Source organism: Blastococcus sp. HT6-30 (genome assembly GCF_039729015.1).
Taxonomy (GTDB): Bacteria; Actinomycetota; Actinomycetes; order Mycobacteriales; family Geodermatophilaceae; genus Blastococcus.
Genome location: NZ_CP155792.1, coordinates 1,323,963 through 1,349,640, shown reverse-complemented (window position 1 = coordinate 1,349,640; position 25,678 = coordinate 1,323,963). Strand labels below are relative to the sequence as shown.

Genomic DNA, 25,678 nt, shown 5'->3' with positions numbered 1-25,678 from the left:
TGCGCAGTGACAAGCTCCAGGAGTGGCGGACGGGCGGCGTCGGGAACGGGCGCTGCGGCCACCGGCATGGCTGGAGGAGCTGGTCCGCACCACGCCCCCGCCGGTCCCGTGGCGCGACGTCGCCAGGTTCGCCGTCGCCGTCCCCGCTCCGCTGGCCGCGTCCCTCACGGTCGGCGGCGGGCTGGACTCCGCCGCGGCCCTGGGCGCCGGCGTCTTCGGCACCATGGGGGCGCTCGCCGCGAGCCTGGCGCCGCAACCGGGGCCGCTGCGGGACCGGCTCCGGCGGATCGGCGCGGCGACGCTGTTCGGCACCCTGGGCCTGCTGGCCGGCCAGTACGCCACCGGCGGCGGGTGGGAGCCGGTGGTGGTCATCGCCCTGCTGTCGGCGGTCGCCGCGCTCATCAGCGCGGTCAACGCCGCGCTCTCGCTGGGCTCGCTCCAGCTGCTGATCTACACGGCGCTGGCCTCCGGTCTGGTCACCCCGCTGCCGGCGGTGGCCGAGGTCGGCTTCTTCTTCTGCGGCGCGGCCTGGGCGACGCTGATGACCCTCGTCCAGGCCCGCACCGAGCAGCTCGACCCCGACCGGGCCGCCGTCGCCACGGTCTTCACGCGGATCGGCGAGCTGCTCGCGGCGATCGGCAGCGACACCGCGCCCGACGCCCGCCGGAGCCTCACCACCGCGCTCAACACCGCCTACGACCGCGTCATCCGCAGCCGCAGCCGCTCCGCCGGCCGCACCCGCCAGCTGTCCGAGCTGGCCGGCGTCCTGAACGCCGCGGCACCGCTGGTGGAGGGGGCGGTCGCCGCCGCGCGGGCGGGCGTGCCGGCCGACCCGCAGGACGTGACCGCGGTGCACGCACTGGCGGCGGCGATCACCGGGAGCGGTGAACTGACCGACCAGCGGCCCGCCCCGCTCGAGGAGGGGCACCCCGCCGTGCGGGCGGTGCGGCACGGCGTCCGGCTGGTGTGGAACGTCGTCGGCGATCCCGAGGAGCGGGCCAGCGCTGCGGCGACCCGGCCGGAGTCCAGCCTCCGGGCCCGGGCGCGGGACCTGGCCGACCGGACCGTGGCCAGCGCAGACACCCGCGCCTTCGCCGTCCGCCTGTCGCTGTGCATGACCGTCGCCGAGATCGCCCGCCAGTACGTGCCGATCGAGCGTCCCTACTGGGTGCTGCTCACCGTCGCGATCATCCTCAAGCCCGACTTCGGGTCGGTGTTCACCCGCGCCGTGCAGCGCGGCGCCGGCACGCTGCTGGGCGTCCTGCTCGGGTCGGCGCTCCTGGCGGTCCTCCCCCGCAACGGCTGGGTGCTCGTCGCGCTCGCCTGCTCCGCGGCCGTCCTGCCGTGGGCCCGCAACGCGAACTTCGGGCTGTTCTCCGTCTTCCAGACGCCGCTGATCATCCTGTTGCTGGACCTCGCCCTCCCCGGCGGCCCGGGGCTGGTCGGCGCGCGGCTGCTGGACACGCTGATCGGCTGCGCCATCGTGCTGGTCTTCGGCTACCTGCTGTGGCCGCAGACCTGGCGGGCCCCCCTGGACGAGGCCCTGCGGGACGCCGCCCTCGCCCTGGACGCCTTCGTCGACGCCGCCTTCACCGGCAGCCCGGCCGAGCGCCGGCGTGCCCGCCGGCGCAACTACCGCGCGCTCACCGAGCTGCAGACCCAGCTGCAGCGGCGGCTCGCCGAGCCACCACCGATCAGCACGCGGGCAGCCGCCTGGTGGCCGGTCATCGTGCAGCTGGAGCGCACCTCCGACGCGGTCACCGAGGCGGTCATCGCCACCCGCGGCGGCGAGCCGGCCCCGGACCTCGCCCAGGTGGCGGTGCTGCGCCGGGCCATCCGCTCGCTCGAGGACGACGTCCGGGCACCCCGGGCACCGGACGACGCCGAGCTGCACGCCGAGGGCGTGCTGGCCCCGGTCGCGCGCGAGGTGGACGTGGCCCGCCGGCTGGTGCGGGACGCCGCGCCGGGCCGGCGCACCTCGCACTGACCGCGGCGGCGGGCGCCGAACCGAGGACCGGGGCACCGTTTCGTGCACACGTCGTCGTGCCGCGGGGCCCGGGGCCACGGTTCGTGCACGAACCGTGGCCCCGGCGCTCCGCCCCGGTTGCGTGCCCGGCCCACGGGGCCTGGGATGGCGCCGTGCCCAGCGACCCGCCGCTGCTGATCCTGCCCCCGCTCGACGGCCCCCCGCCGCCGGGCTCCCGGACGGTGACCACCGACGACGGCGTCGACCTGCACGTGGAGGTGGACGGGCCGGCCGGGGGCGGGGCGATGGACGCACCGCTCACCGTCGTCCTCTGCCACGGCTTCACCGCCCGGCTGGCGGAGTGGCAGCTGCAGCGCGAGGCGCTGCGCGACCGCACCCGGCTGGTGCTCTGGGACCAGCGCGGGCACGGCCGGTCCGGCTGGACGCCCCTCACCAAGGCCACGATCGACCGCACCGGCCGCGACCTCGGCCAGGTGCTCGACGCCGTCGCCCCGACCGGGCCGGTGGTGCTGGCCGGGCACTCGATGGGCGGGATGAGCATCCTCGCGCTGGCCCGCCAGCGGCCGGAGCTGTTCGGCGGCCGGGTCGTCGGCGCGTTCCTGCTCGCCACCTCCGCCGGGGGGCTGGTCGGCACCGGTCCGGTCGGGTTCCTCGTGAAGGTGGGACGTCGGCTCGGCCTGCTGCCGCTGTACCTGTGGCTGCTCCAGCGGCTCGCCCCCCGGTTGGAGCAGCTGCCGTGGCGGGGGCGGTTCGTGGGCCGGCGGGCGATCCGGCGGTTGCTCTTCGGCCGGGACGACGCCGACCGGCGCTCGGTCCGGATGGTCCAGGAGCTGCTGGAGGCGACGCCGCTGCCGGTGACCATGGCCTTCTACGCGACCTTCCTCGACCACGACGAGACCGCCGCCCTGCCGGTGCTGCGGCGGATACCGGTGACCGTGGTGGCCGCCACCCACGACCGGCTCACCCCGGCCGCGCACGGCCGGCGGATCGCCGAGACGATCGGGCCGGGAGCCGAGCTGGTCGTCGTCCCCGGCGCCGGGCACAGCGTGAACCTCACCCGCAGGGCGGTGGTCGACCAGGCGTTGCTCGACCTGCTCGACCGCGTCGAGGACGGCGTCCGCGAAGCCGGTTGACCGCGCCGAATCCGGGCACCCAGGCTGTGGCCGTCGCCACACAGTCAGGTTGCGTCTACCCAGAAGACACACATAACTTCGGCGGCCATCCGGGACGTGCGACGGCCCTGGTCCGAACAGCGGGGCCGGGCGGCGAGGAGTGAAGACGTGGACCGCTTGAGCGCCCTCGACAGCGGGTTCTACTTCGCGGAGAGCGAGAACACCCCGATGCACGTGGGGTCGCTGGCCGTCTTCGACGGCCCGGCGCCCGGCTACGGCGACGTGGTGCGGCTGCTGCTGAGCAAGCTCCCGCTCGTGCCGCGCTACCGCCAGCGGGTCCGTGAGGTGCCGCTGCAGCTGGGCCGGCCGATGTGGGTCGACGACCCGCACTTCCAGATCCTCTACCACGTGCGGCACACCGCGGTGCCCTCGCCGGGCGGCGACGAGCAGCTGCGCAACCTGGCCGGCCGGGTGCTGGGCCAGCGCCTGGACATGGCCAAGCCGCTGTGGGAGCTGTGGCTGGTCGAGGGCCTGGCGGAGGGCCGCTGGGCGATCATCTCGAAGGTCCACCACTGCATGGTCGACGGCGTCGCCGGCACCGACCTCATGCAGCTGATGTTCGACCTCGATCCCGACGCCGCCCACGGCGATCCGCGCGACTGGACCCCGCGCCACGACCCCTCGTCGATGGCCCTCGTCGCCGGCGCCGTCACCGAGGCGATGACCCAGCCGTTGCGCACCCTCACCAGCCTGCCGAGCGTGGGCAGCGCGGTCCGGGGTGCCCGCGGCCTCACCGGAGTCGGGCGCACGCTGGCGAAGACGGTGCCGTCCCTGGCCCGGCAGGCGGTGACCCCGACGGCCCGCTCGCTCAACGGCCACATCGGCCCGCACCGCCGGTGGGCCTGGACCGCCGGGAGGTTCCAGGAGTTCAAGGCCGTCCGCACGGCGCTCGGCGGAACCGTGAACGACGTCGTCCTCACCGCCATCACCAAGGGCTTCCGCGACCTGCTGCAGGGCCGCGGGGAGCTCTCCTCGGAGGACCTGGTGGTCCGGTCGATGGTGCCGGTCTCGGTGCGCGCGCAGAGCAAGCGCGGCGCGCTGGACAACCAGGTGTCGTGCGTCTTCGTCGACCTGCCCGTCGGCGACCCCGACCCGGTCTCCCGGCTGCGGACCGTCCGCCGCCAGATGGACGAGCACAAGCGGGCCATGCAGGCCGTCGACGTCCCGTCGATCATCGCGATGGGCGACTTCGTGGCCCCGGGCCTGCTCTCCATGGGCGTCCGGGCGGGCATGCAGGCCGGGCAGATGTGGTGCCAGGCGGTCACCACCAACGTCCCGGGTCCGCGGGTGCCGCTCTACGTGCTGGGCAAGCGGATGACCTCGGCGCACGCCTACGTGCCGATCGCCGGTGGCATCCGGTGCTCCATCGGCATCTTCAGCTACCTCGACACGATGACCTTCGGCATCAACGCCGACTTCGACGCCTTTCCCGACGTCGACGTCCTCTCGGGCGGGATCCGGCGCGGCATCGAGGAGCTGCTCGAGCACGCCCGGGCCGACCAGGCCACCCCCGACGTCCCCCAGCCGACCGGCGCGAAGTCCCGCGCCCGGGCCAGCGCCCGATGAGCCCGACGAAGAGACGCGGCCCGGCCAGGGAGGCGGCGGGCGGGGAGCGCGGGCTGACCGTCGCGGTCACCGGCCCCACCGGCACCTTCGGCGCCGGCCTGCTCCCGCTGCTGGAGGATGACGACCGCGTCGAGCGGGTCATCGGCATCGCCCGCCGGCCGTTCGACCCGGCCGAGCGCGGCTGGACGAAGATGGAGTACCGGCAGGGCGACGTCCGCGACCCCGAGGCGCTCCGGCAGGCGTTCCGCGGCGCCGACGTCGTCGTCCACCTGGCCTTCCTGATCACCGGGAACGCCTCCCGGGGCACGACGCGCGCCGTCAACGTCGACGGCACGCTGAACGTCTTCCGCGCAGCGGCCGCCGTCGGCGCCCGCCGGTTCGTCCACTCCTCCTCCGTGGCGGCGTACGGCTTCCACCGCGACAACCCCGAGCGGATCTCCGAGGACTGGCCGGTGCGCCCGGCGTCGCGGCTGTTCTACGCGCAGGAGAAGGCCGAGCTCGAGCACCTGCTGCAGGAGGAGGCGTCGGCCGCACCCCACCTGGCGCTCTACCTGCTGCGCCCGTCGGTGGTGCTCGGCCCGCATGCCGTCGGTGCCAAGGACGTGCTGCCCGGCCCGCTCGCACCGCTGGGCCGCCTGCTGTTCGGCCGGCCGCGGCGGTTGCCGGTTCCGGTGCCGCTGCTGGTGCCGAAGCACCCGCTGCAGTTCGTCCACGAGGACGACGTCGGCCAGGCACTGCTGCTCTGCGTCCTGGGCGCCGGGCCTCCCGGCGCCTACAACATCGCCGGCGAGGGCGTGCTGACCGCGGCCGACGTCGCCCGTGAGTTCGGCGCGATCCCGGTTCCGCTGCCCGCCGCGCCCGCGCAGGTGACGGCGCGGGCGGTGTCCCGGCTGCCGTTCCTCCCGCCGGCGGCCGAGTGGATCGAGGCGGCCGGCCGACCGGTGATCATGGACACCACCCGGGCCCGGGAGGAGCTGGGGTGGCGCCCCCGCTACACCGGCCTCGAGGCGCTGCGCGACACGCTCGACGCGCACCCCTGAGCCGACCGCGGCGGCGGTGTCCCCCGCGTGGTCAGGCCGGCGAGCTGGTCAGCGCCGTGTCCCGCATCCAGTCGAGCATCTCGGCGACGGTCCGCTCCGGCTCCTGCAGCTGCGGCACGTGCCCGACGTCGGACCACTCCGCGTAGCGCCAGGCGGGGTGCTGCCGGGCGATGTCCCGGGCGGCCTGCACCGGCACCAGCCGGTCGCGGTCGCCGTGCACCAGCAGCACGGGAACGTCGATGGACGCCATCGCGGCCCGGTAGCGGCGGGGGTCGGCGAGCACCCGCAGCACCGAGCGGGCGGCGGCGAGGAACGCCCGGTCCATGCCCTGGACGTCGCGGCGCTCCTCGATCAGGGTGACCGACCGGTCGATGACGTCGGAGGGCACCCGCTCGGGGTCCACGCCCACCAGTTCCAGCATGTCGTGCACGCGGACCAGGGCCGACGTCCGCTGGCGCCGCCACCACAGGAAGCGCTCCCCCACGAACGGGATCGCGTACAGCGCGAACGTCATCGCCACCAGCGGATCCAGCGCGCGGCGCGGGCCGGGCACTGCGGGGTCGAGCAGCACCAGACCGCGCACCGCCTCGGGGTGCTCCCCCGTCGCCAGGACCGAGATCATGCCGCCCATGGAGTTCCCCACCAGGACGGCGGGCTCGCCGACCACCTCGGTGAGGAAACGGTGCAGCACCGCGACGTTGGCCGGGACGCTGGCCTTGCGGCCGCCGGGCTCGCTGCGGCCGAAGCCGGGGAGGTCGAGGGCGAACACCCGCGCGTGCTCCCGCAGGGCCGGGGCCACCAGGTCCCAGTTCAGGTGCGATCCGCCGAGACCGTGCACCAGCACGACCGCCGGCCCGTCGGACGCGCCGCCGAAGTCCAGGTAGTGCACCGGGCCGTCCAGGTCCACGGTGCGGCTGCGGCCCGGCATGTCGTCCTCGCTCATCAGTGCCCTCCTCCCCCGTGCGGTCGTCCGTACCGTGGCACGAGTTGCGAGCGGGCGCAGTGCGGCCCGGTCGTGCGGATGCGCGGAACGCGAACGCGCGCTATGACGCGGGACACAATTCGGCAACATGTGCCCGCGCGTATGCGACCGCCAGGTGTGAGCCAGGCCGCATCTTGGTAGAGCCCCTGCACGAATGGACGGCAGCCTGGAGGACGACGTGGCACGACAGCAGGGTGACGGTCCCGCACTCCCGCTCTACCTGAGCGAGCCCACCAGGGCGATCGCGGACTACGGCCTCTACCTGGCAGCCCGCCCGCTCACGCAGCGGTTGCCCAAGGGCGACGGGCACCCCGTGCTGGTCCTCCCCGGCTTCCTCGCCGACGACACCTCCACCCGGGTACTGCGGGCGACGCTGCGGCGCCTCGGCTACCGAGTGCACGGCTGGGGGCTGGGCCGCAACATCGGCCCGACCGCCATCTGCGTCAACGGCCTGCGCGACAGGCTCGACTACCTGCACGGCCGCTACCGCCGCAAGGTGACGGTCATCGGGTGGAGCCTGGGCGGCATCTTCGCCCGGGACCTCGCCCGGCAGTGCCCCGACCAGGTGCGCCAGGTGATCACCCTCGGCAGCCCGTTCCGCATCGAGCGGCACACGCAGAGCCGGGCCAGCAAGGCGTTCGACCGCTACGCCCACCTGCACGTGGAGCAGCGTCAGTTCCCGCTCGAATCCGAGGGCTGCCCCCTGCCGGTGCCCGCGACCTCGATCTACTCCCACTACGACGGCATCGTGCACTGGCAGACCTGCTTGAACCTCCCCGGCGAGCGCTGCGAGAACATCGCCGTCACCGCGAGCCACCTGGGCATCGGCCACCACCCGGCCGCCCTCTGGGCGATCGCCGACCGGCTGGCCCAGCCCGAGGGCGAGTGGAAGCCGTTCCGGGCGCCGGCGTTCCTGCGCCCGGCCTTCCCGAAGCCGGCCGCCCCCCGCACCGCCGCGGCCGAGGACGCCGTCGCCGCCTGACGCCTCGTCCCGCCAGGCGGGCCGCACGCCGCCGGTCGTCGGCTCGTGGTGGTGTCCGGAGCTCGCGACACCACCACGAGCCGACGGCGGATGCCGCGGGATGAGGCACGACAGTGGGCGCGACAGGGTTCGAACCTGCGACCGCTCGCTTGTAAGGCGAGAGCTCTACCGCTGAGCTACGCGCCCGGCGCGTCCAGGGTATGGCCCCGGACGCCCGGCCTCAGGAGGCCAGCTTCGCGACGGCGTCCTTCCAGCCGGACTGCTGACGGGCGTCGCCGGGCGCGTTCACCTCGGTGAAGGCGATGACACCCTCGGCGTCGACCAGGAAGGTGCCGCGCACGGCCATGCCGGCCTTCTCGTTGAACACGCCGTAGGCCTGGGCGACCGTGCCGTGCGGCCAGAAGTCCGAGAGCAGCGGGAACTCGAGGTTCTCCTGCGCCTTGAACGCCTTGAGGCTGAAGACGGGGTCGGTGCTGATGGCCAGCACCTTCACCCCGGCGTCGGTGTAGGAGGTCAGCTCGTCGCGCAGCTGGCAGAGCTCACCGGTGCAGATGCCGGAGAAGGCGAAGGGGTAGAAGACCAGCAGCACGGGGGTGCCGCGCAGGTCGGCGAGGGAGACGACCTGCTTGTCCTGGTCGGGAAGGCTGAACTCGGGGGCGCGGTCACCGACGGAGAGGCTCATGCCCCCGATCGTGCCGCACAGACGTTCAGTGACCGCTGTCGGCCCCGTCCAGAGGCTCGTCCCCAGCGTGCGGGCGCTGGGGTGCGAGGCCCTTCGAGTGCTGGAACGACCCCTCTGCACGGTCGTGCCGCCGAGCGGTGGGGTAGAGACGCCCTCCGCTCAGCGGCGGCTGCGCGCGGCCTTCGGGGTGACCAGGCGGATGCCCGACCAGTCCTTGGCCGCGGAGATGCTGCTGGTCTGCGACAGGCCGGCCGTCGGCGCCACCTCGGTGACGTCACCCGGCTCCACGTGCCCGGGCCGGCCCGACTTCGGCACCAGCAGCCAGACGACGCCCTCGTCGGCCAGCGAGGTGAGCGCGTCGGTCAGGGCGTCGAACAGATCACCGTCGTCCTCGCGCCACCAGAGGACGACCACGTCGGCCACCTCGTCGGTGTCCTCGTCCACCATCTCGCTGCCCGAGACCTCGATGATGGAGTCGCGCAGGTCCTCGTCGGCGTCCTCGCTCCAGCCGAGCTCCTGCACGACCATGCCCGGCTTGATGCCCAGCCGAGCCGCCATGCCGGCGCTGTCGACGCTCATCCCTGCTGCTCCTCCATGGGTCGGTCTGCTGACCTGCTGTGGGGTGGATGGTGCCCTGCCGGGCCGGTGACCGCGCGCGGAAGTGTCACAGGAGGACCGGGAGGGCGGCAGGTGCCGGGCGCGCGGAGCACGGGCACGGGACCGGAACCGACACGACCAGCGGGAGAACCACCCGCACCCTGGTCATGTCACCCCTCACCCTGTCACCGACGCGGTCACCTTCCGAGGGTCGCCCCCCGGAGCAGCGCCGTCCGTACGAGGCGCCGCTGGCGGAAGCGTAGGGCATGACGGGCACGACGCAAGCCTGCGTTCACCGGCGCGACGCCCGCGGTCCCCACCGGCTCTGCGACACGACTTGCCCGGTAGATGGCACCGGGAGGTGACGGCGGCGAGGTCGGCGGGAGACGATGGACCCATGAGCGCACCACAGCAGCCGGACGGCGACCCCGCCCGGGTAGGACAGGCCCGCGCGGTCATCACCGACGGGCTCCCCAGTCAGCTGGTCGACACCGACCCCGAGGAGACCCAGGAGTGGCTGGAGTCCCTCGACGCCGTCGTCGACCACGCCGGCCGCAACCGGGCCAGGTACCTGATGCTCCGCATGCTCGAGCGCAGCCGCGAGCAGCAGGTCGGCGTCCCGGCCCTGCGCAGCACCGATTACATCAACACGATCCCGCCGGAGCGCGAGCCCTGGTTCCCCGGTGACGAGGACGCCGAGCGCCGGATCCGCGCCTACATCCGGTGGAACGCCGCGATCATGGTGCACCGGGCGCAGCGACCCGGGATCGGCGTCGGCGGGCACATCTCCTCCTACGCGTCGTCGGCGTCGCTGTACGAGGTCGGCTTCAACCACTTCTTCCGCGGCAAGGACCACCCCGGCGGCGGCGACCAGATCTGGTTCCAGGGCCACGCCTCCCCCGGCATCTACGCCCGCGCGTTCCTCGAGGGCCGGCTCACCGAGCAGCAGCTCGACGGCTTCCGCCAGGAGGTCAGCCACCCCGGCGGCGGGCTGTCGTCCTACCCGCACCCCCGGCTGATGCCCGACTTCTGGGAGTTCCCCAGCGTCTCCATGGGCCTGGGCCCGATGAACGCCATCTACCAGGCGCGGTTCAACCGCTACCTGCACGCCCGCGGGATCAAGGACACCTCCGACCAGCACGTGTGGGCCTTCCTCGGCGACGGCGAGATGGACGAGCCCGAGTCGCTCGGCGTCATCGGCCTGGCCGCCCGCGAGGAGCTGGACAACCTCACCTTCGTCATCAACTGCAACCTGCAGCGGCTGGACGGCCCGGTCCGCGGCAACGGCAAGGTGATCCAGGAGCTGGAGTCGTTCTTCCGCGGCGCCGGCTGGAACGTCATCAAGGTGATCTGGGGCCGCGGCTGGGACAGGCTGCTGGCCGCCGACCGCGACGGCGCCCTGGTCAACCTGATGAACTCCACGCCCGACGGCGACTACCAGACGTACAAGGCCGAGGACGGCGCCTTCGTCCGCGAGCACTTCTTCGGCCGCGACCCGCGGACCCGCAAGCTCGTCGAGGGGATGAGCGACAAGGAGGTCTGGGACCTCGCCCGCGGGGGCCACGACTACCGCAAGGTCTACGCCGCCTACAAGGCCGCGATGGAGCACAAGGGCCAGCCCACGGTCATCCTCGCCAAGACCATCAAGGGCTGGACGCTGGGCAGCCACTTCGAGGGCCGCAACTCGACGCACCAGATGAAGAAGCTGACCGCCGAGGACCTCGCCGCCTTCCGCGACCGGCTCTACCTGGACATCCCCGACTCGGCGCTGGACAAGACCCTGCCGCCCTACTACAAGCCCGACCCGGACTCCGACGAGATGCAGTACATGCTCGAGCGGCGCCGGGCGCTGGGCGGCGCCGTGCCGCGCCGGCGGTCGGAGTTCAAGACGCTCAAGGCGCCCGAGGACAAGGCGCTCGACGTCCTGCGGCGCGGTTCGGGCAAGCAGGAGGTGGCGACGACGATGGCGTTCGTCCGCCTGCTCAAGGAGCTGCTCAAGGACGCCGAGCTCGGGCCGCGCTTCGTGCCGATCATCCCGGACGAGGCCCGCACGTTCGGGATGGACAGCCTCTTCCCGACGCAGAAGATCTACAACCCGGCGGGCCAGCGGTACACCTCGGTCGACCGCGAGCTGATGCTCACCTACAAGGAGTCCGAGCAGGGCCAGATCCTGCACGAGGGCATCAACGAGGCCGGCTCGACGGCGTCCTTCACGGCCGTCGCGACGTCGTACTCGACCCACGGCGAGCCGATGATCCCGATCTACATCTTCTACTCGATGTTCGGGTTCCAGCGGACCGCCGACTCCATCTGGGCCGCCGCGGATCAGATGAGCCGGGGCTTCCTGCTGGGCGCCACCGCCGGGCGCACCACGCTCAACGGCGAGGGGCTGCAGCACGAGGACGGCCACTCGCTGCTCATGGCGCACACCAACCCCGCGGTGGTGTCCTACGACCCGGCGTTCTCCTACGAGGTCGCCCACATCACCCGCGACGCGCTGGTGCGCATGTACGGGGAGGACCCGGGCGCCCCGCTGGGTGGCTCCCGCTCCCCCGACGTCATGTACTACCTGACCGTCTACAACGAGCCGTTCAACCAGCCGGCCGAGCCCGACGGGCTCGACGTGCAGGGGCTCCTGGCCGGGATGTACCGCTACGCCGAGGGTGCGGGCGGCGACGGTCCCCGCACGCAGCTGCTCGCCTCCGGCGTGGCGGTGCCGTGGGCGCTGCGGGCGCAGGAGCTGCTGGCCCAGGACTGGGGCGTCACCGCCGACGTGTGGTCGGTGACCTCCTGGACGGAGCTGCGCCGCCAGGCCGACGAGTGCGACGAGTGGAACCTGCTGCACCCGGAGGAGGAGCCGCGGACCCCGTACGTCACCGCGCGGCTGCAGCAGACCACCGGCCCCGTGGTGGCGGTCTCGGACTGGATGCGCGCCGTGCCGGACCTGATCGCGCCGTACGTGCCCGGTGGGATGTCGACGCTGGGCACCGACGGGTTCGGCCTCTCCGACACCCGGCCCGCGCTGCGCCGGCACTTCCACGTCGACGCCGAGTCGATCGTGGTTCGGGCGCTGGCGTCGCTGGCCGACGAGGGTCAGGTGGATCGCGCGAAGGTCCGCGAGGCCGTGGAGAAGTACCAGGTGCGCGACGTGCAGGCCGCGCCCCCCGACGAGCGGTCGGACCCCAGCCCGGCGACCTGACGAAGGACCCCCTGCCCCCCGCCGCTCGCGAGCTCGCGGCGGGACCCTGCAGGGGGGCCACCGTGGACGGCCCGTTTCCCTCCGGGGAGGCGGGCCGTTCCGCGTTCAGCCGGACAACGCCTGGAGGGCCATCTGCGCGTAGAGGGCCACCCCGGCGGGCAGCGGCTCCTCGTCGAAGACCGCCAGGTTGGAGTGGTTGGGCGGGGCCGTCGCCGGGTCCACGCCGTGCGGGCGGGCACCGAGCCACGCCATGACGCCGGGCACCCGCTGGAGCACGTAGGAGAAGTCCTCGGCCCCCATGAGCGGCGCGGGCATGAGCACGCTCGCCTGCCGGCCGAGCAGCTCGGCAGCGGTCTTCAGCACCTGAGCGGCCATGCCGGGGTCGTTCATCGTGACCGGGTAGCCCTCGAAGTGCTCCCAGTGCAGCTCCAGCTCGTGCGCGGCGGCGACGTGGGTGGCCACCCGATGGACCGAGGCGACGACGTCGGCCCGGCGCTCCGCGGAGAGCGTCCGGATCGTCCCCTCCAGGTAGGCGGTGTCGGGGATGACGTTGTTCGTGGACCCGGCCTCGATGTGCGCGACGGTGACGACGGCGGGGTCGAAGACGTCGACCCGCCGGGTCACCATGGCCTGCAGTGCCAGCACGATCTCCGCCGCCACCGGGATCGGATCGGCGGCCGCGTGCGGCTCCGAGGCGTGCCCACCGCGGCCCCGCAAGGTCATCCGCCACTGGTCGGCGGCGGCCATCATCGGCCCCGGCCGGACGTTGACGCTCCCGCTGGGCAGCGTGGAGGAGATGTGCAGCGCGAACGCGCCGCTCACCGGCGCCTCCGGGACGACGTCGAGCAGGCCCTCGTCGAGCATGTACCGGGCGCCGTGGAAGCCCTCCTCGCCCGGCTGGACCATGAGGACCACCTGCCCGGCCAGCTCCTCCCGGCGGGCCGCGAGCAGCCGCGCGGCCCCGACGAGCATGGCGACGTGGGTGTCGTGCCCGCAGGCGTGCATCGCGCCGGGAACCTGCGAGGCGAAGGGCAGCCCGCTGTCCTCGTGCACGGGCAGCGCGTCCATGTCGGCGCGCAGCAGGTAGGTCGGCCCCGGGCGCGCGCCGCGCAGCACCGCGACGACGGAGCTGGTCGTCGTCCCGGTGGTGACCTCCAGCGGCAGCTCCGCGAACGCCTCGAGCACCGCGGCCTGCGTGCGCGGCAGGTGCAGCCCGATCTCCGGGTGCCGGTGCAGCCGCCGGCGCAGCTCGATGGTGCGGTCGGCGTCGGAGTAGGCGGCGGCGAGGAGCGGAAGGTCCCCCTCGTTCCCCTCCGCTCGCACGCTCGCGGCGGGACCCTGCGCGGAGGCCGATTCCATGCTCACGACTCTGCCCAGTCGGGGCGTCCCGCGTCCACCTGCCACACCACGAGGGTCACGGCCTCCCCCGCGCGGACCGGGCCCGCCTCGTGCACGCGCACGCCCGCGGCCCCGGCGACCAGGAGGACGCCCGCCGGTGGGGTCACCTCCTCCCCCGGGACCGTCCGGCCCACCCACAGCCGGGCGTCGTCCCGGCCCAGGCCGAGCCATCCACCGGCCGCCCGGTGCACCTCGTGCGCGGCCGGAAGTCCCGGGGTCGCGCTGCGCAGGTAGCACTGCAGCACCCGGGCGCCGCGGTCGCCGGCCACCTCGTCGTGCGCCAGGCCGGTGCCGGCGCGCAGCACCGCCACGTCACCGGCGCCGACGGCGACCCCGACCCCCCAGCGGTGGGTCAGCGTCCCGGCCAGGACGACGGCGACGACGTCGACCGCCCGGTGCTCGTGCACGCCGTAGCCCACCCCCGGGGCCAGCCGGTCGTCGGCGATCCGCAGCAGCGGGCCGAGGGAGCCGTCGTCGGGGGCGAGCAGCACCCGGGAGTCGGGCCCGGTCATCGCCGGCGGTGGGGGACGCGGCCGCCGGGCAGGGCGCCGACCGGGGGAACGTTCACGGCTCCACTCTCCCCGACCCGGCCCGGCGTGACACGCTGACCGCGTGAGCCGGGTGACCAACCGCCCGCCGAGCGACGCCACGCTCCGGCGGCTGGAGCGAGCATCCGGGTCGTTGGCCACCCAGGCCGTCGCCCGGATGGACGACGACCTGCCCTGGTTCCGCGCCATGCCGGCCGACCAGCGCTCGTGGGTCACCCTCGTGGCGCAGGCCGGGATCGCCTCCCTGGTCGAGTGGTGCCGCAGCCCCGGGCGTCCGCCACGGCTCACCGGAGAGGTGTTCGGCGCTGCGCCCCGGGAGCTGGTGCGGGCCGTGGCGCTGAAGCAGACCGTCGACCTGATCAAGGTCACCGTCGAGGTGATGGAGGAGCGCGTCACCTCCGTGGCCGAGCCCGGGGACGAGGACACCCTGCGGCTGGCCGTGCTGCAGTTCAGCCGGGAGGTCGCCTTCGCCACCGCCCACGTCTACGCCAGCTTCGCGGAGAACCGGGGCGCCTGGGACGCACGCCTGGAGGCCCTGGCCGTCGACGCCCTGGTGCGGGGCGAGCGGTCCGAGGAGCTCTCCGGCCGAGCCGCGGCGCTGGGCTGGGCCGCCGGCACCCCCGCCCTGGTCATCGTGGGCGCCGCCCCCACGGAGGTGGACGACCCGCACGGCGCGGTCCGCCGCACCGCCCGCGGCCTGCGCTGCGACGTGCTGGTCGGCGTGCACGCCGAGCAGCTGGTGGTCGTGCTGGGCAGCACCGAGGACCTCGAGGGCGCGGCCGAGCGGATCAGCGACGAGTTCGGCGACGGGCCGGTGGTGACCGGCCCGGTGGTCGATGGGCTGGGACGGGCGGCCGTCTCCGCGGCGGCCGCGCTCGCCGGGCTCCGGGCGGCCCGCGCCTGGCCGGAGGCGCCGCGCCCGGTGCCGGCCGACGCGCTGCTGGCCGAGCGGGCGCTCGACGGCGATCCGCTGGCCCGGGTGGCCCTCCAGGAGCAGGTGGCCGCGCCGCTGCGCTCGGCCGGCGGCGGGGTGCTCGAGACGGTGCGGGCGGTGCTGAGCAGCGGGGGCAACCTGGAGGCGAGCGCCCGGTCGATCTTCGTGCACCCCAACACGGTGCGGTACCGGCTCAAGCGGGCCGCGGAGCTCACCGGGCTCTCCGCCACCGACCCGCGTGGCAGCTGGACGCTGCAGATCGCCCTCGCCCTCGCCGAGCTGGACCGCGACCGGTCGCTCTGGCACTGAGCCGGCCTCCGAGGTCACCAGGCGTGCGGTTCCCACCACGATCGAGCCCCGCATCGGCTGTGGACCAAGCATGTGTTGGAGGAATCCCACAAAGATCAACGGTGCGCTTTCGTTCGCCCGCGCCGCGCGGGAACGGATGATCACTGGCACGGTGATGGGGTGCTCGCCGTCCTCGCCCCTGGTCAGGGTGCCCAGAAGCCAGGAATGCTGACCGACTGGCTCGACCTGCCGGGCGCGGAGCCGTTCTTCCGCTGGGCCGGCGCGATCTCCGGCGCGGACCTGCTGGCGCTCGGCACCACCGGGGACGCGGAGGCGATCAAGGACACCGCCGTCACGCAGCCGCTCGTGGTCGCGATGAGCCTCGTCGTCGCCCGCGAGCTCGGCGGGCTCCCGGGCCCCGTGTCCCACACCCCCCACACCGGCCGGGACGTCGTCATCACCGGGCACAGCGTCGGCGAGCTCACCGCAGCCGCGCTCGCCGGCGTCCTGTCCGTGGAGGCGGCCATCGCGCTGACCGCCGTCCGCGGCCGGGCCATGGCCGCGGCCTGCGCCCGGACGCCCACCGGGATGTCGGCCGTGCTCGGCGGCGACCCCGACGAGGTGCTCGCCGCCATCTCGGCACACGGCCTCACCCCCGCCAACATGAACGGCGCCGGCCAGATCGTGGCCGCCGGGCCGCTCGACGGGCTCGCCGCGCTCAAGGCCGGGGCCCCGGCCAAGGCCCGGGTGATGCCGCTGCCGGTCGCCGGCGCCTTCCACACCGAGTACATGGCCCCGGCCCGCGAGGAGCTCGAGGGCCTGGTCGGCGGGCTGCGGCCGGCCGACCCCAGCAGGCTGCTGCTGTCCAACGCCGACGGCGCGGCCGTCGACTCCGGCGCCCAGGTGCTGTCCCGGCTCGTCAGCCAGGTCACCAGCCCGGTGCGCTTCGACTCGTGCCTGGCCACCATGCGCCAGCTCGGCGTCACCGCCGTCATCGAGCTCCCCCCGGCCGGTGCGCTCGCCGGGCTGGCCAAGCGGGAGTGGAAGGGCGCGGGCATCGAGGTGCTCGCCGTGACCTCCCCGGACGACCTCGACCGCGCCCGCGAGCTCATCGCCGCCGAGCGCGGCCGCGCGGAGGCCGAGCACCTGCCCGACTGGCGGATGGTCGTGGCCCCCGCCCGCGGCACGGTCAGCCCCGCGGAGGTCGCCGAGGGCACGCACCTGCCCGCCGGCACTCCCCTGGGTTGCATCCGCGGCCGCAGGGAAGAGGTCAACGTGTCGGCCGCCTACGACGGCGTGCTGGCCGAGTGGCTGGTCCACGAGGGCGACCTCGTCGACGCCGGCGACCCGATCGCCCGGCTCTACCCGGAGGTGACCGCGTGATCCCGATCCAGCTACCTGCCGGCGCCCCCGGCGCCCGCATCCTCGGGCTCGGCAGCTACCGCCCCCGCCGGCGGGTCACCAACGACGACCTCGCCCAGCGGATGGACACCAACGACGAGTGGGTCCAGAGCCGGGTGGGCATCGCCGAGCGGCGCTGGGCCGAGCCCGACGAGACACTGCTGGAGATGAGCGTCGCGGCCGGCGGCAAGGCGCTGGCGGCCAGCGGGCTGGACGCCGCCGACCTGGACCTGGTGCTGGTGGCCTCGGCCAGCCTGCCGCGGCCCATCCCCGGGCTCGCCCCGGAGGTCGCCCACCGGCTGGGCGCGCCCCGACCCGGCGCCTTCGACGTCAACGCCGGCTGCGCCGGATGGTGCTACGCGCTCAGCGCGGCGGCCGATGCGATCCGCAGCGGCTCGGCACGCAACGCGCTGGTCATCGGCGGCGAACGGCTCACCGACTACACCGACCTCGACGACCGGGCGACGGCGGTCATCTTCGCCGACGGCGCCGGCGCGGCCGTCGTGGGCGCCTCGGACGAACCCGCCATCGGCCCGGTCGTGTGGGGCAGCGACGGCGACCAGGCCGAGGCCATCGCCATTCCCAAGGGCGAGGTGGCGATGAGCATGGCCGGCCAGGCCGTGTACCGCTGGGCCACCACCAAGCTGACCGACACGCTCGTCGAGGCGATGCGCCGCGCCGGCGTCGGCCCCGACGACATCGACGTGTTCGCGCCGCACCAGGCGAACCTGCGGATCATCGAGCTGATGGCCAAGCGGCTGAAGCTGCCCGAGCGGACCGTCATCGCCCGCGACATCGTGCGCGCGGGCAACACGTCGTCGGCCTCGGTGCCGCTCGCGCTGTCGGCCCTGCTCGAGAGCGGCGAGGCCAGGACCGGCGACGTCGCCCTGCTGCTCGGGTACGGAGCGGGTCTGACCTTCGCCGGGCAGGTCGTCGTCCTCCCGTGAGCGCCACCACCCCAGTTCGCCGGGACACCGTGTCCCGGACGTCGGCGGGCCATGCCCGCCCCATCCGAGAGAGAGGACCCGCGTGAGCACCCAGGAGATCCAGTCCGGTCTGGCCGAGATCCTGGAGGAGGTCGCCGGGGTGTCGCCCGCCGACGCCACCCCGGAGAAGTCCTTCACCGAGGACCTCGACGTCGACTCGCTGTCGATGGTCGAGATCGCCACCGCCGTCGAGGACAAGTTCGGCGTCGCCATCCCCGACGACCAGCTCGCCAACATCAAGACCGTCGGCGACGCGATCAGCTTCATCGAGAAGAACCAGGGCTGAGCCCCGCGGGTCCCGCCGGCCGATCGCCGCATGGGACCCGCGCCCCCGATCCGGCCCACCCGGCCGTCGTCCGCACGAGGAGATCCCATGAGCCCGTCCACCACCGACGTAGTCGTCACCGGCCTGGGTGCCACCACGCCGCTCGGCGGCGACGTGGCCAGCACCTGGGACGCCCTGCTCGCCGGGCGCTCGGGCGTCAGCCGGATCACCGACGAGTGGGTGCAGGAGTTCCCCGCCCAGCTCGTCGCCCGGCTGGCGACCGACCCCGCCGAGCAGATCGACCGGGTCCGCGCCCGCCGGCTCGACCGCAGCCAGCAGGTGGCGGTCATCGCCGCCGAGCAGGCCTGGGCCGAGTCCGGTGCCGCCGACGCCGGCGTCGCCCCCGAGCGGATCGCGGTGGTCTTCGGCACCGGGATCGGTGGCGCGCTGACGCTGCTCGGGCAGGACGACGTCCTGGAGGCGAAGGGGCCCAAGCGGGTCTCCCCCTTCACCATCCCGATGCTCATGCCCAACGGTCCGGCCGCCGCCGTCGGCCTGGCCATCGGCGCCAAGGGCGGCGTGCACGCGCCGGTCAGCGCCTGCGCCTCCGGCGCCGAGGCCATCCGCTGGGGCCTGGACCTGCTGCGCTTCGACCGGGCCGACATCGTCCTGGTCGGCGGCGCGGAGGCCTGCGTCCACCCGCTGCCGATGGCCGGGTTCGCCGCCATGCGCGCGATGTCCACCCGCAACGACGAGCCCGAGCGCGCGTCCCGCCCGTTCGACAAGGCCCGGGACGGCTTCGTGCTCGGCGAGGGCGCGGCTGCCCTGGTGCTCGAGCGGGCAGACTCCGCCGCCGCCCGGGGGGCCCGGGTGCACGCGAAGCTGGCCGGCGCCGGCGGCACCGCCGACGGCTACGACCTGGTGGCCCCGCACCCGGAGGGTGAGGGTGCCGCCCGCGCGATCACCGCCGCGCTGCGCGACGCCGGCATCTCCCCCACCGACGTCGGGCACGTCAACGCCCACGCCACGTCCACCCCGGTCGGCGACACCGCCGAGGCCTCGGCCATCCGCTCCTCCCTGGGCGAGCACGTGCTGGTCAGCGCCACCAAGAGCCAGACCGGGCACCTGCTCGGCGCCGCCGGGGCGCTGGAGTCGGTGTTCACCATCCTCGCGTTGCGCGAACAGGTCGTCCCCGCGACGGCGAACCTCGACGACCCCGACGACGACGCCGCCGTCCAGGCCCTCGACATCGTCCGGCACGAGCCACGCCGGGCCGAACTCACCGCAGCGGTCAACGACTCCTTCGGCTTCGGCGGGCACAACATCGCGCTGGCCTTCACCACCGCCTGAAGACGGACCCCGTCCCGCTCACCCCTCGCAGGCTCGGGGAGAGCCTCCGGACGGGGCCACACGACCCGGAGGTACCCGTGACGACAGTCCAGGCGGCGCCCGCCGTGACCAGCCCCGACCCGCGCGACCCCGAGGACCGGCTGCGACGCTTCTTCGACGACGGGTCGATGCAGCAGCTCGGCGCCCGGGACACCTCCGGGGCGCTGGCGGCCCGCGGCACGGTGTCCGGCAGCCCGGCCATCGCCTTCTGCACCGACGCCACCGTGATGGGGGGCGCGATGGGGGTCGACGGCTGCCGGCACATCGTCGACGCGATCGACGCTGCGCTGCGCGAGCGGGTTCCCGTGATCGGCATCTGGCACTCCGGCGGGGCCCGGCTGGCCGAGGGGGTGACCGCGCTGCACGCCGTCGGCGAGGTGTTCGCGGCCATGGTGCGGGCCTCCGGGCGCATCCCGCAGATCTCGGTGGTGCTCGGCCCCGCCGCCGGTGGCGCGGCGTACGGACCGGCCCTCACCGACCTGGTGATCATGGGGCCCGCCGGCCGGGTGTTCGTCACGGGCCCCGAGGTGGTGCGTTCGGTCACCGGCGAGAACGTGGACATGGAGAGCCTCGGCGGCCCGGACACCCACGGCCGGCGCAGCGGGGTCGTGCACGTCGTCACCGACTCCGAGCCGGCCGCGCTGGAGACCGCCCGCCTCGCCGTCGACCTGCTCGCCGCCCAGGGCACCTTCGGGTCCGCCGGGGGCGAAGCGGCCGCCGACCTCGGGGCGCTGCTGCCCGAGCAGACCAACCGGGCCTACGACGTGAAGCCCCTGGTGTCGTCGGTCCTGGACGGGCCGGGCCTGGAACTGCACCCACGGTTCGCGCCCAACGTCGTCACCGCCCTCGGCCGGCTGGCCGGGCGCACGGTCGGCGTGATCGCCAACAACCCGCTGCGCCTGGGCGGCTGCCTGGACTCCGCGTCGGCCGAGAAGGCGGCCCGGTTCGTCCGGATGTGTGACGCCTTCGGCGTCCCGCTGGTGGTGCTGGTCGACGTCCCCGGCTACCTGCCCGGCGTGGGCCAGGAGTGGGACGGCGTCGTGCGCCGCGGGGCGAAGCTGCTGCACGCCTTCGCCGAGGCCGTCGTCCCGCGGGTGACGCTGGTGACCCGGAAGTCCTACGGCGGGGCCTACATCGCGATGAACTCCCGGTCGCTGGGCGCCACCGCGGTCTTCGCCTGGCCGGGCGCCGAGGTCGCCGTCATGGGCGCGAAGGCGGCCGTCGGCATCCTGCACCGCAAGAAGCTGGCCGCGGTCCCGCCGGGCGAGCGCGAGGAGCTGCACGCTCAGCTCGCCGAGGAGCACGAGCGCATCGCCGGCGGGGTGAACCGGGCGCTGCAGATCGGGGTCGTCGACGAGGTGGTGGAGCCGGCGCAGACGCGCAGGCGGCTGATCGAGGCGCTCGCGGCCGCGCCGCTCGGTCGCGGGGCCCACGGGAACATCCCGCTCTGATCTCCGCCGCGGGGCGCCGGGGTGCCCGCGTCAGCGGCCCTGCCTCCGCGTTCGAGCCGCGGAGACGTGGTGGGTCGTCCGGGCGCCGCTTCCCCGACGGCGCCCGGACGACCGGCCCCAGGCTACGACGCCGTCCCGGTCAGGCCGGGAGTGTCGTAGCGGAGTTGTTACCCGACGACCCCGCCGCGCCCGTGCGAGCGGCGGGGGTCCCTCTCAGACGACCTGGTGGAGCCAGGTCACCGGGCTGCCGTCGCCGGCGTGCCGGTAGACCTCGAGATCGGCGTCCCAGGCCGCGCCCAGCAGCTGGTCGACACCGTGGCGGAACGCCTCGATCGACGTCGCGGTGGCGGCCAGGTGGCGCAGCTGCTGCTCGGTGACGATGAGGTCGCCGTTGGCGCTGGTCGGAGCCCGGAAGACCCCGTGCCCGGGGACGTAGGACATGCGCTCGCCATCGTTGCCGTGGCTGGCCTCCTCGGTGACCTCGAAGCGCAGCATCGGCCACGCGCGCAGCGCAGCGACGAGCTTGGCCCCGGTACCGGGCGAACCTGTCCACGCCACTTCAGCACGGTAGGAACCGTGCGCTGCGGGCTGCTCAGCCCACGACAGGGAGACCGGCGCGCCGACGACGCGTTCCAGCGCCCACTCGACGTGCTGGCAGAGCGCCTTCGGGCACGCGTGCACGAAGACGACACCCTGGGTTGACCGTCGCTGCACGGGGCACCTCCATCGACTCGATCGGTCTCGTCTTCCCCTACGGACCCATCGATTCGGTGACGCGCCGTTATCGGCAGTGGCGGAGCAGGGCTCCCGGAACAAGTTTGCACGATGGTGACCCCATCGCGCCAGCCCGGGTGCGACTGATGGGGCGAAAGTGGTCGGTGATTCCGGCGTCGGCGCCTTGTCGCTGGTCAGCCCGCCACTACCACGCCCACCGGGCGACGTCCAGCCACTCCAGGCTATTCACAGGCTCCCACCCTCGGCCGACGGTCCGGCGCGAGGAGCGGAGACGCCACCGGGCTAGGACTCCGAGATCCGTTCACGGAGAGTCATGTGGCGCCGGGGTTGCAGGCGCGAGCACCGTCTGGCGGTGATTACTAGTTGTGGTCGTCGAGCCACGAGGCGTGCGTCCGCTGCAGGACCCAGGACCGAGCAGGCCGGGGTGGTGGCGGCTGGGCCCGTTCCCGAGCGGGACGGCGCCGCCGTTCCCATGCCTGGCACGGCGGAGCCCCGGGTAAGGGCCTGACGTGGGCGGACACCAGGGGATGGCCGAGGCCGATCGTGACGAGGTCGCCGGCATGGTGCTCGGCGCGTGGGACGCCTTCCTGGCGCAGGCCGCGTCGATCGACCTCGACCGCCCGTCGCGCCTGCCCGGTTGGCGGGCGCACGAGATCTGCGTGCACCTGGGCTGCTGGGAGGACCACGCCGCGCTGCACGACCTCATCACCTCTGCGCGGGCCGGTGGGCCGGGAACGCCACCGGACCCCGACGCGGTGAACGCCCGGGTCACGGCCGCGCACCGCGACGCCTCCCGCGAGGAGGTGCTGGCCGCGCTGCGCCGCAACCGCGAAGCGACCGCGCGCTACCTGGCCGACGAGCCCGTGGAGCTCGACGCCGCACCGGCGGTCTCCGTCGTGGGCCGGCTACCGCTGCTGAGCGTCGTGCTCGGCCAGGCCTACGAGCTCGCCGTCCACGGACTGGATCTCGTCTCGTGCGGGGCCGAGCCGCCGTCGGCGGCCGTCCTGCAGTCCGGCCTGGCGGCGCTGACCGACGTCACCGGCGCGCTGGCCGCCTCGACCGGCATCTTCGGGCGCGTCAGCCTCGTCACGCCGGACGGGGGCTGGGGGTTCACCGCGCACGGAGGCGGCTGGCAGGTGCGCCGCCTGCCGGCCGGCGTCGTCGACGGGCCGGCCGTCGAGGCCGCGGCCGACCTGCTTCTCGATGCCGCCTCCGGCCGGGTCAACCCGGTTCCGGCTGTGGCCCGCCGCGCGCTCAAGGTGCACGACGTCGGCGGGCTGCTGCAGCTCGCGCCCATCGTCCAGAAGGTGCCGGGCATCCCCGGCGGGCCGATCCTGCAGCTCGCGGCGCGCACCGTGGGCGGCGCCGGGGGGCTGCTGGGCCGGTTGTTCGGGCGCGGCTAGATCCGCTCCTGGCTCCGCCCGGCGTCGCCGCCACCGGTGCCAGGCGGCGGCGACGCCGAGGACCAGCACGACCACGACAGCGACGACCGGCAGGGCCGACGGCGTGCCCACCCACGCGGCAACGGCACCCGCCGAGGCGCCGACGCCCACCTGGACCACCGTGCCGGGCACCAGCCCGACCGCGGTGGCGGCCACGTAGGTCCGCGGCCGGACGCCGCTGAGGCCGGCGGCGTAGTTGACCACGACGAACGGCATCATCGGGATCAGCCGGCCCGCCAGCACGGCGACGAAGCCCCGGTCGGTGAACAGCCGGTCGGCGCTCCTCACCCGCGGGCCCGCCAGCCGCTCGGCGGCCGGCCGGCCCAGCCCGCGCGCGAGTGCGAAGGCGACCAGGGCCGCCAGCAGCGAGCCGGTGAGCACCACGGCCACCCCGAGGCCAAAGCCGAGGACGGCTCCGGCCAGCGCGGCGACCAGCGAACGCGGCACCGGCGCCAGCAGCACCGCCGCCTGGCCGGCGATCAGCAGCACCCAGGTGCGCGCGTCCCCGTGCTCGATCCAGCCGCGCACCGTGGTCCGGCCGGGGAGGTCGACGACGAGGGCCACGACCACCCCCGCGAGCAGCAGCGCGACGAGCAGCCCGGCGCGCAGCCAGGTGCCCTCCCCCGCCGTCGTCCGCACGGCACCATCCTGGACGACGACGCCGTGCGGCCGATGCGGACGAGCCGGATCAGCCGCAGCTGCCGCCGAGGGAGATGCCGCGCTGGGCCAGCCACGGCACCGGGTTGGTCCGGTCGGCGTAGAGGCCCCCGCGGTGCACCTCGAAGTGCAGGTGCGGCCCGGTGGACTGGCCGCGGTTGCCGACCTCGGCGATCTGCTGACCGCCCTCCACGACCTGGCCCGGAGTCACGAAGAACTGGTTGATGTGGCCGTAGACGGTGATCACGCCGTCGTGGTGCTGGATGGCGACCGCGAGACCGAACCCGCTGGCCGGCCCCGCCTGCAGGACGACGCCCGGCTCCGGCGTGAAGATCGGGGTGCCGATCGACGCCGCGATGTCCACGCCGAGGTGCATGGTGCCCCAGCGGGCGCCGTAGCAGGACGTGACCCGGCCCTGGGTGAGACCGGTGCCACCGCCGGTCGCGGTGACCGCGCCGACGGCCTGCTCGGCGGCCTGCAGCTGGTTCCAGGTGCCCGCCGGATCGGCGGTGCCCTGCATGCTCAGCATCCGGATCTCCGCCTCGCGCAGCTGCTCGTCCAGCGCCGCCTTCTCCGCGCTGAGCGCGTCGAACTCGGCCTGCGCCTCGGCGAGGAGGGCATCGACGGCCACCTGGGCCTCCTGGGCGGTGCGCGCGGCCGCATCCCGCTGGGCGACGGCGGCGCGCGCCTCCTCGTCCAGCCGGGCCTCCCGCGCCTCGGCCACCCGGAGCTCCTCGAGCACCTCGGCCCGGTCCTCGCCGAGGAGCTCGAGGGTGGCGGCCTGCTGGAGCAGCTCTCCGGGGCCCTCGGCGTGCAGCACCATCTCCATCTCGCTGAACGTCTCGTCCTGGCCCATGTAGGCCTCCCGGCCGAGTGCCGCGACGTCCCCCTGGGTGCGCGCCACGGCCGCGCGGACGGCGGCGAGCTCGGCCGCGATGGCGTCGGCGTGCTGCTGGGCGGTCGCCAGCTCGGCCTCCGCCTGCAGCACGGCGCCGCTGGCCTCCTCGGCGCGGAGCGTCATCTGCTCCAGCCGGGCCTCGGCGTCCTTGACCCGCTGCTCGATGGAGGCGACCTCCTGGGCGACGCGGTCGTGCTCGCTCTTCGCGTCGCCGGGTGCGGCCGTCGCAGCCGTCGTCCCCAGCAGGGAGAGGGCCAGCAGAGCGGTCAGTGCGGTGGCGGCCCGACCGATGCGGCGGAGGCCCCCGCGGGTCGGCACGGTGGGGTGGTGCTGGTCGTGCGAGGTCGCCAAGGCGACGGTCTCCGTTCCTCGGTCCGCCTACCAGGTCAGCTGACGGGTTCGGGCCGGAACGTGGCCCTACCCACCTGCCCGTGGAGGCGCAGGCGGGATTCACCCCAGAGAACATGGGTCCCCGGTCCATCCGGCCATCCGGCCGCACGGTTCGGCGGGGTCCGCCCGAGCCCCCGGGTTCGGGAGCGAGGTCAGGTGGACCGCGGCAGACAGTACAAGCGGATCGGCCAGATGTCACAGCCCGGTAACGAGACGCACCTCCTGACACGGGCGGGTCCGAGCGGTGCGTCGCCTCGATCTGGCAGGCTGTCAGCGCCGGGGCGGTAGCTCAGCCGGTCAGAGCATGGGACTCATAATCCCTGGGTCGTGGGTTCGAGCCCCACCCGCCCCACCGGTCGTGACCTGCGCTTTCACGCCTCTTGGTGGCACCGCTTCCGCCCGCACGCCCTGGAGGTGGCACGACGGCGGACGCGTCGGCGCAGCCCCCTGCCTCGCCGGATGAGGCTCCGCCTCGACCTCAAACACAGCAGGAACCGTGATCTCCGCCTCGTCGGGACGATCCACCGCCATCGATGCCCGAATCGTGCCCGGCGCCACGGCGACGAGGACGAGCCGTCGACGCGCCGACCGCGCCCCGACGCCCTGGTGCACACAGGCTGCGCAGTTGCCGAACCGTCCAGGACGAGGGGCCCAAGGCGCCGGCGGAGCACTACTGCGGCCGGGGTCCC

The 25,678-nt window shown here is 74.5% G+C and carries 20 protein-coding genes, 2 tRNA genes and 1 riboswitch; of the genes, 14 read left to right on the top strand and 8 right to left on the bottom strand.

What is annotated here, in order from left to right:
• Positions 1-22: 22 nt before the first annotated feature.
• The 4 genes from ABC795_RS06500 (at position 23) to ABC795_RS06485 (ending at position 5,765) form a co-directional block, all read left to right on the top strand.
• Positions 23-1,987 carry an FUSC family protein gene (locus ABC795_RS06500; RefSeq protein WP_347060111.1) on the top strand — a complete coding sequence of 655 codons (1,965 nt, stop codon included), beginning with the start codon at positions 23-25 and terminating at the stop codon, positions 1,985-1,987.
• A 152-nt stretch (positions 1,988-2,139) separates the two neighbouring features.
• Positions 2,140-3,120, top strand: a complete 981-nt coding sequence (locus ABC795_RS06495; RefSeq protein WP_347060110.1) for an alpha/beta hydrolase — start codon at positions 2,140-2,142, stop codon at positions 3,118-3,120.
• A 147-nt stretch (positions 3,121-3,267) separates the two neighbouring features.
• On the top strand, positions 3,268-4,725 hold the full coding sequence (locus ABC795_RS06490; RefSeq protein ID WP_347060109.1) for a wax ester/triacylglycerol synthase family O-acyltransferase: 1,458 nt from the start codon (positions 3,268-3,270) through the stop codon (positions 4,723-4,725).
• On the top strand, positions 4,722-5,765 hold the full coding sequence (locus ABC795_RS06485) for an NAD-dependent epimerase/dehydratase family protein (protein ID WP_347060107.1): 1,044 nt from the start codon (positions 4,722-4,724) through the stop codon (positions 5,763-5,765). The genes ABC795_RS06490 and ABC795_RS06485 overlap by 4 nt, the downstream gene beginning before the upstream one ends.
• A 31-nt stretch (positions 5,766-5,796) precedes the next feature.
• On the opposite strand, the gene ABC795_RS06480 is transcribed toward ABC795_RS06485, so the two are convergent.
• Positions 5,797-6,708 carry an alpha/beta hydrolase gene (locus ABC795_RS06480; protein ID WP_347060106.1) on the bottom strand — a complete coding sequence of 304 codons (912 nt, stop codon included), beginning with the start codon at positions 6,706-6,708 and terminating at the stop codon, positions 5,797-5,799.
• Positions 6,709-6,925: 217 nt separating this feature from the next.
• Here ABC795_RS06480 and ABC795_RS06475 point away from each other — a divergent pair, with 217 nt between their 5' ends.
• The gene (locus ABC795_RS06475; RefSeq protein ID WP_347060105.1) at positions 6,926-7,729 is read left to right on the top strand and encodes an alpha/beta hydrolase; all 804 of its coding nucleotides are present in this window, start codon (positions 6,926-6,928) and stop codon (positions 7,727-7,729) included.
• 114 nt (positions 7,730-7,843) lie between these two features.
• Here the strand turns inward: ABC795_RS06475 and ABC795_RS06470 are convergent.
• The 3 genes from ABC795_RS06470 to ABC795_RS06460 form a co-directional block, all read right to left on the bottom strand.
• A tRNA-Val gene (locus ABC795_RS06470) sits at positions 7,844-7,915 on the bottom strand.
• 34 nt (positions 7,916-7,949) lie between these two features.
• A complete protein-coding gene (locus ABC795_RS06465) occupies positions 7,950-8,411 on the bottom strand; it encodes a peroxiredoxin (protein ID WP_347060104.1) in 462 nt (153 codons plus the stop codon).
• A gap of 159 nt (positions 8,412-8,570) precedes the next feature.
• Entirely contained in the window at positions 8,571-8,990 is a 420-nt protein-coding gene (locus ABC795_RS06460; protein WP_347060102.1) for a DUF3052 domain-containing protein, read from the bottom strand.
• A 415-nt stretch (positions 8,991-9,405) separates the two neighbouring features.
• On the opposite strand from ABC795_RS06460, the gene aceE reads away from it, so the two are divergent.
• Positions 9,406-12,207 (top strand): pyruvate dehydrogenase (acetyl-transferring), homodimeric type, encoded by a 2,802-nt coding sequence (aceE, locus tag ABC795_RS06455; protein WP_347060101.1) that lies wholly within the window; start codon positions 9,406-9,408, stop codon positions 12,205-12,207.
• 105 nt (positions 12,208-12,312) lie between these two features.
• Here the strand turns inward: aceE and ABC795_RS06450 are convergent, their stop codons facing one another.
• Positions 12,313-13,566, bottom strand: coding sequence for a M20 family metallopeptidase (locus ABC795_RS06450; RefSeq protein WP_347060099.1), 1,254 nt, complete (start codon positions 13,564-13,566; stop codon positions 12,313-12,315).
• A gap of 2 nt (positions 13,567-13,568) precedes the next feature.
• The gene (locus ABC795_RS06445; RefSeq protein WP_347060098.1) at positions 13,569-14,117 is read right to left on the bottom strand and encodes a pirin family protein; all 549 of its coding nucleotides are present in this window, start codon (positions 14,115-14,117) and stop codon (positions 13,569-13,571) included.
• A 100-nt stretch (positions 14,118-14,217) separates the two neighbouring features.
• Here ABC795_RS06445 and ABC795_RS06440 point away from each other — a divergent pair, with 100 nt between their 5' ends.
• The 6 genes from ABC795_RS06440 to ABC795_RS06415 all read left to right on the top strand — a co-directional run bounded on the left by ABC795_RS06440 (position 14,218) and on the right by ABC795_RS06415 (position 20,867).
• A complete protein-coding gene (locus ABC795_RS06440) occupies positions 14,218-15,396 on the top strand; it encodes a helix-turn-helix domain-containing protein (protein ID WP_347060097.1) in 1,179 nt (392 codons plus the stop codon).
• Between the two features lie 159 nt (positions 15,397-15,555).
• Positions 15,556-16,758: an acyltransferase domain-containing protein gene (locus ABC795_RS06435; protein ID WP_347060096.1), complete on the top strand. Its 1,203-nt coding sequence runs from the start codon at positions 15,556-15,558 to the stop codon at positions 16,756-16,758.
• On the top strand, positions 16,755-17,723 hold the full coding sequence (locus ABC795_RS06430) for a beta-ketoacyl-ACP synthase III (protein ID WP_347060095.1): 969 nt from the start codon (positions 16,755-16,757) through the stop codon (positions 17,721-17,723). The genes ABC795_RS06435 and ABC795_RS06430 overlap by 4 nt, the downstream gene beginning before the upstream one ends.
• A gap of 82 nt (positions 17,724-17,805) precedes the next feature.
• A complete protein-coding gene (locus ABC795_RS06425; RefSeq protein WP_347060094.1) occupies positions 17,806-18,048 on the top strand; it encodes an acyl carrier protein in 243 nt (80 codons plus the stop codon).
• An 87-nt stretch (positions 18,049-18,135) separates the two neighbouring features.
• Positions 18,136-19,377 (top strand): beta-ketoacyl-[acyl-carrier-protein] synthase family protein, encoded by a 1,242-nt coding sequence (locus ABC795_RS06420; RefSeq protein ID WP_347060093.1) that lies wholly within the window; start codon positions 18,136-18,138, stop codon positions 19,375-19,377.
• A gap of 77 nt (positions 19,378-19,454) precedes the next feature.
• Complete coding sequence (locus ABC795_RS06415) at positions 19,455-20,867, top strand: carboxyl transferase domain-containing protein (RefSeq protein WP_347060092.1); 1,413 nt, start codon at positions 19,455-19,457, stop codon at positions 20,865-20,867.
• A 213-nt stretch (positions 20,868-21,080) separates the two neighbouring features.
• On the opposite strand, the gene ABC795_RS06410 is transcribed toward ABC795_RS06415, so the two are convergent.
• Positions 21,081-21,581: a DUF3145 domain-containing protein gene (locus tag ABC795_RS06410; protein ID WP_347060091.1), complete on the bottom strand. Its 501-nt coding sequence runs from the start codon at positions 21,579-21,581 to the stop codon at positions 21,081-21,083.
• A gap of 530 nt (positions 21,582-22,111) precedes the next feature.
• On the opposite strand from ABC795_RS06410, the gene ABC795_RS06405 reads away from it, so the two are divergent.
• Positions 22,112-23,005, top strand: coding sequence for a maleylpyruvate isomerase N-terminal domain-containing protein (locus tag ABC795_RS06405; protein ID WP_347060090.1), 894 nt, complete (start codon positions 22,112-22,114; stop codon positions 23,003-23,005).
• Positions 23,006-23,732: 727 nt separating this feature from the next.
• Here the strand turns inward: ABC795_RS06405 and ABC795_RS06400 are convergent.
• Positions 23,733-24,950, bottom strand: coding sequence for a peptidoglycan DD-metalloendopeptidase family protein (locus tag ABC795_RS06400; protein WP_347060089.1), 1,218 nt, complete (start codon positions 24,948-24,950; stop codon positions 23,733-23,735).
• 10 nt (positions 24,951-24,960) lie between these two features.
• Positions 24,961-25,117, bottom strand: a riboswitch (cyclic di-AMP (ydaO/yuaA leader).
• Between the two features lie 150 nt (positions 25,118-25,267).
• Here ABC795_RS06400 and ABC795_RS06395 point away from each other — a divergent pair.
• Positions 25,268-25,341 (top strand) — tRNA-Ile (locus ABC795_RS06395).
• Positions 25,342-25,678: the final 337 nt, after the last annotated feature.

Excerpts from the sequence above, each read along its gene's own strand:
- ABC795_RS06485 (WP_347060107.1), top strand. The coding sequence starts at position 4,722 with ATGAGCCCGACGAAGAGACGCGGCCCGGCCAGGGAGGCGGCGGGCGGG.
- ABC795_RS06480 (WP_347060106.1), bottom strand. The coding sequence starts at position 6,708 with ATGAGCGAGGACGACATGCCGGGCCGCAGCCGCACCGTGGACCTGGAC.
- ABC795_RS06465 (WP_347060104.1), bottom strand. The coding sequence starts at position 8,411 with ATGAGCCTCTCCGTCGGTGACCGCGCCCCCGAGTTCAGCCTTCCCGAC.
- ABC795_RS06460 (WP_347060102.1), bottom strand. The coding sequence starts at position 8,990 with ATGAGCGTCGACAGCGCCGGCATGGCGGCTCGGCTGGGCATCAAGCCG.
- aceE (WP_347060101.1), top strand. The coding sequence starts at position 9,406 with ATGAGCGCACCACAGCAGCCGGACGGCGACCCCGCCCGGGTAGGACAG.
- ABC795_RS06450 (WP_347060099.1), bottom strand. The coding sequence starts at position 13,566 with ATGGAATCGGCCTCCGCGCAGGGTCCCGCCGCGAGCGTGCGAGCGGAG.
- ABC795_RS06445 (WP_347060098.1), bottom strand. The coding sequence starts at position 14,117 with ATGACCGGGCCCGACTCCCGGGTGCTGCTCGCCCCCGACGACGGCTCC.
- ABC795_RS06420 (WP_347060093.1), top strand. The coding sequence starts at position 18,136 with ATGAGCCCGTCCACCACCGACGTAGTCGTCACCGGCCTGGGTGCCACC.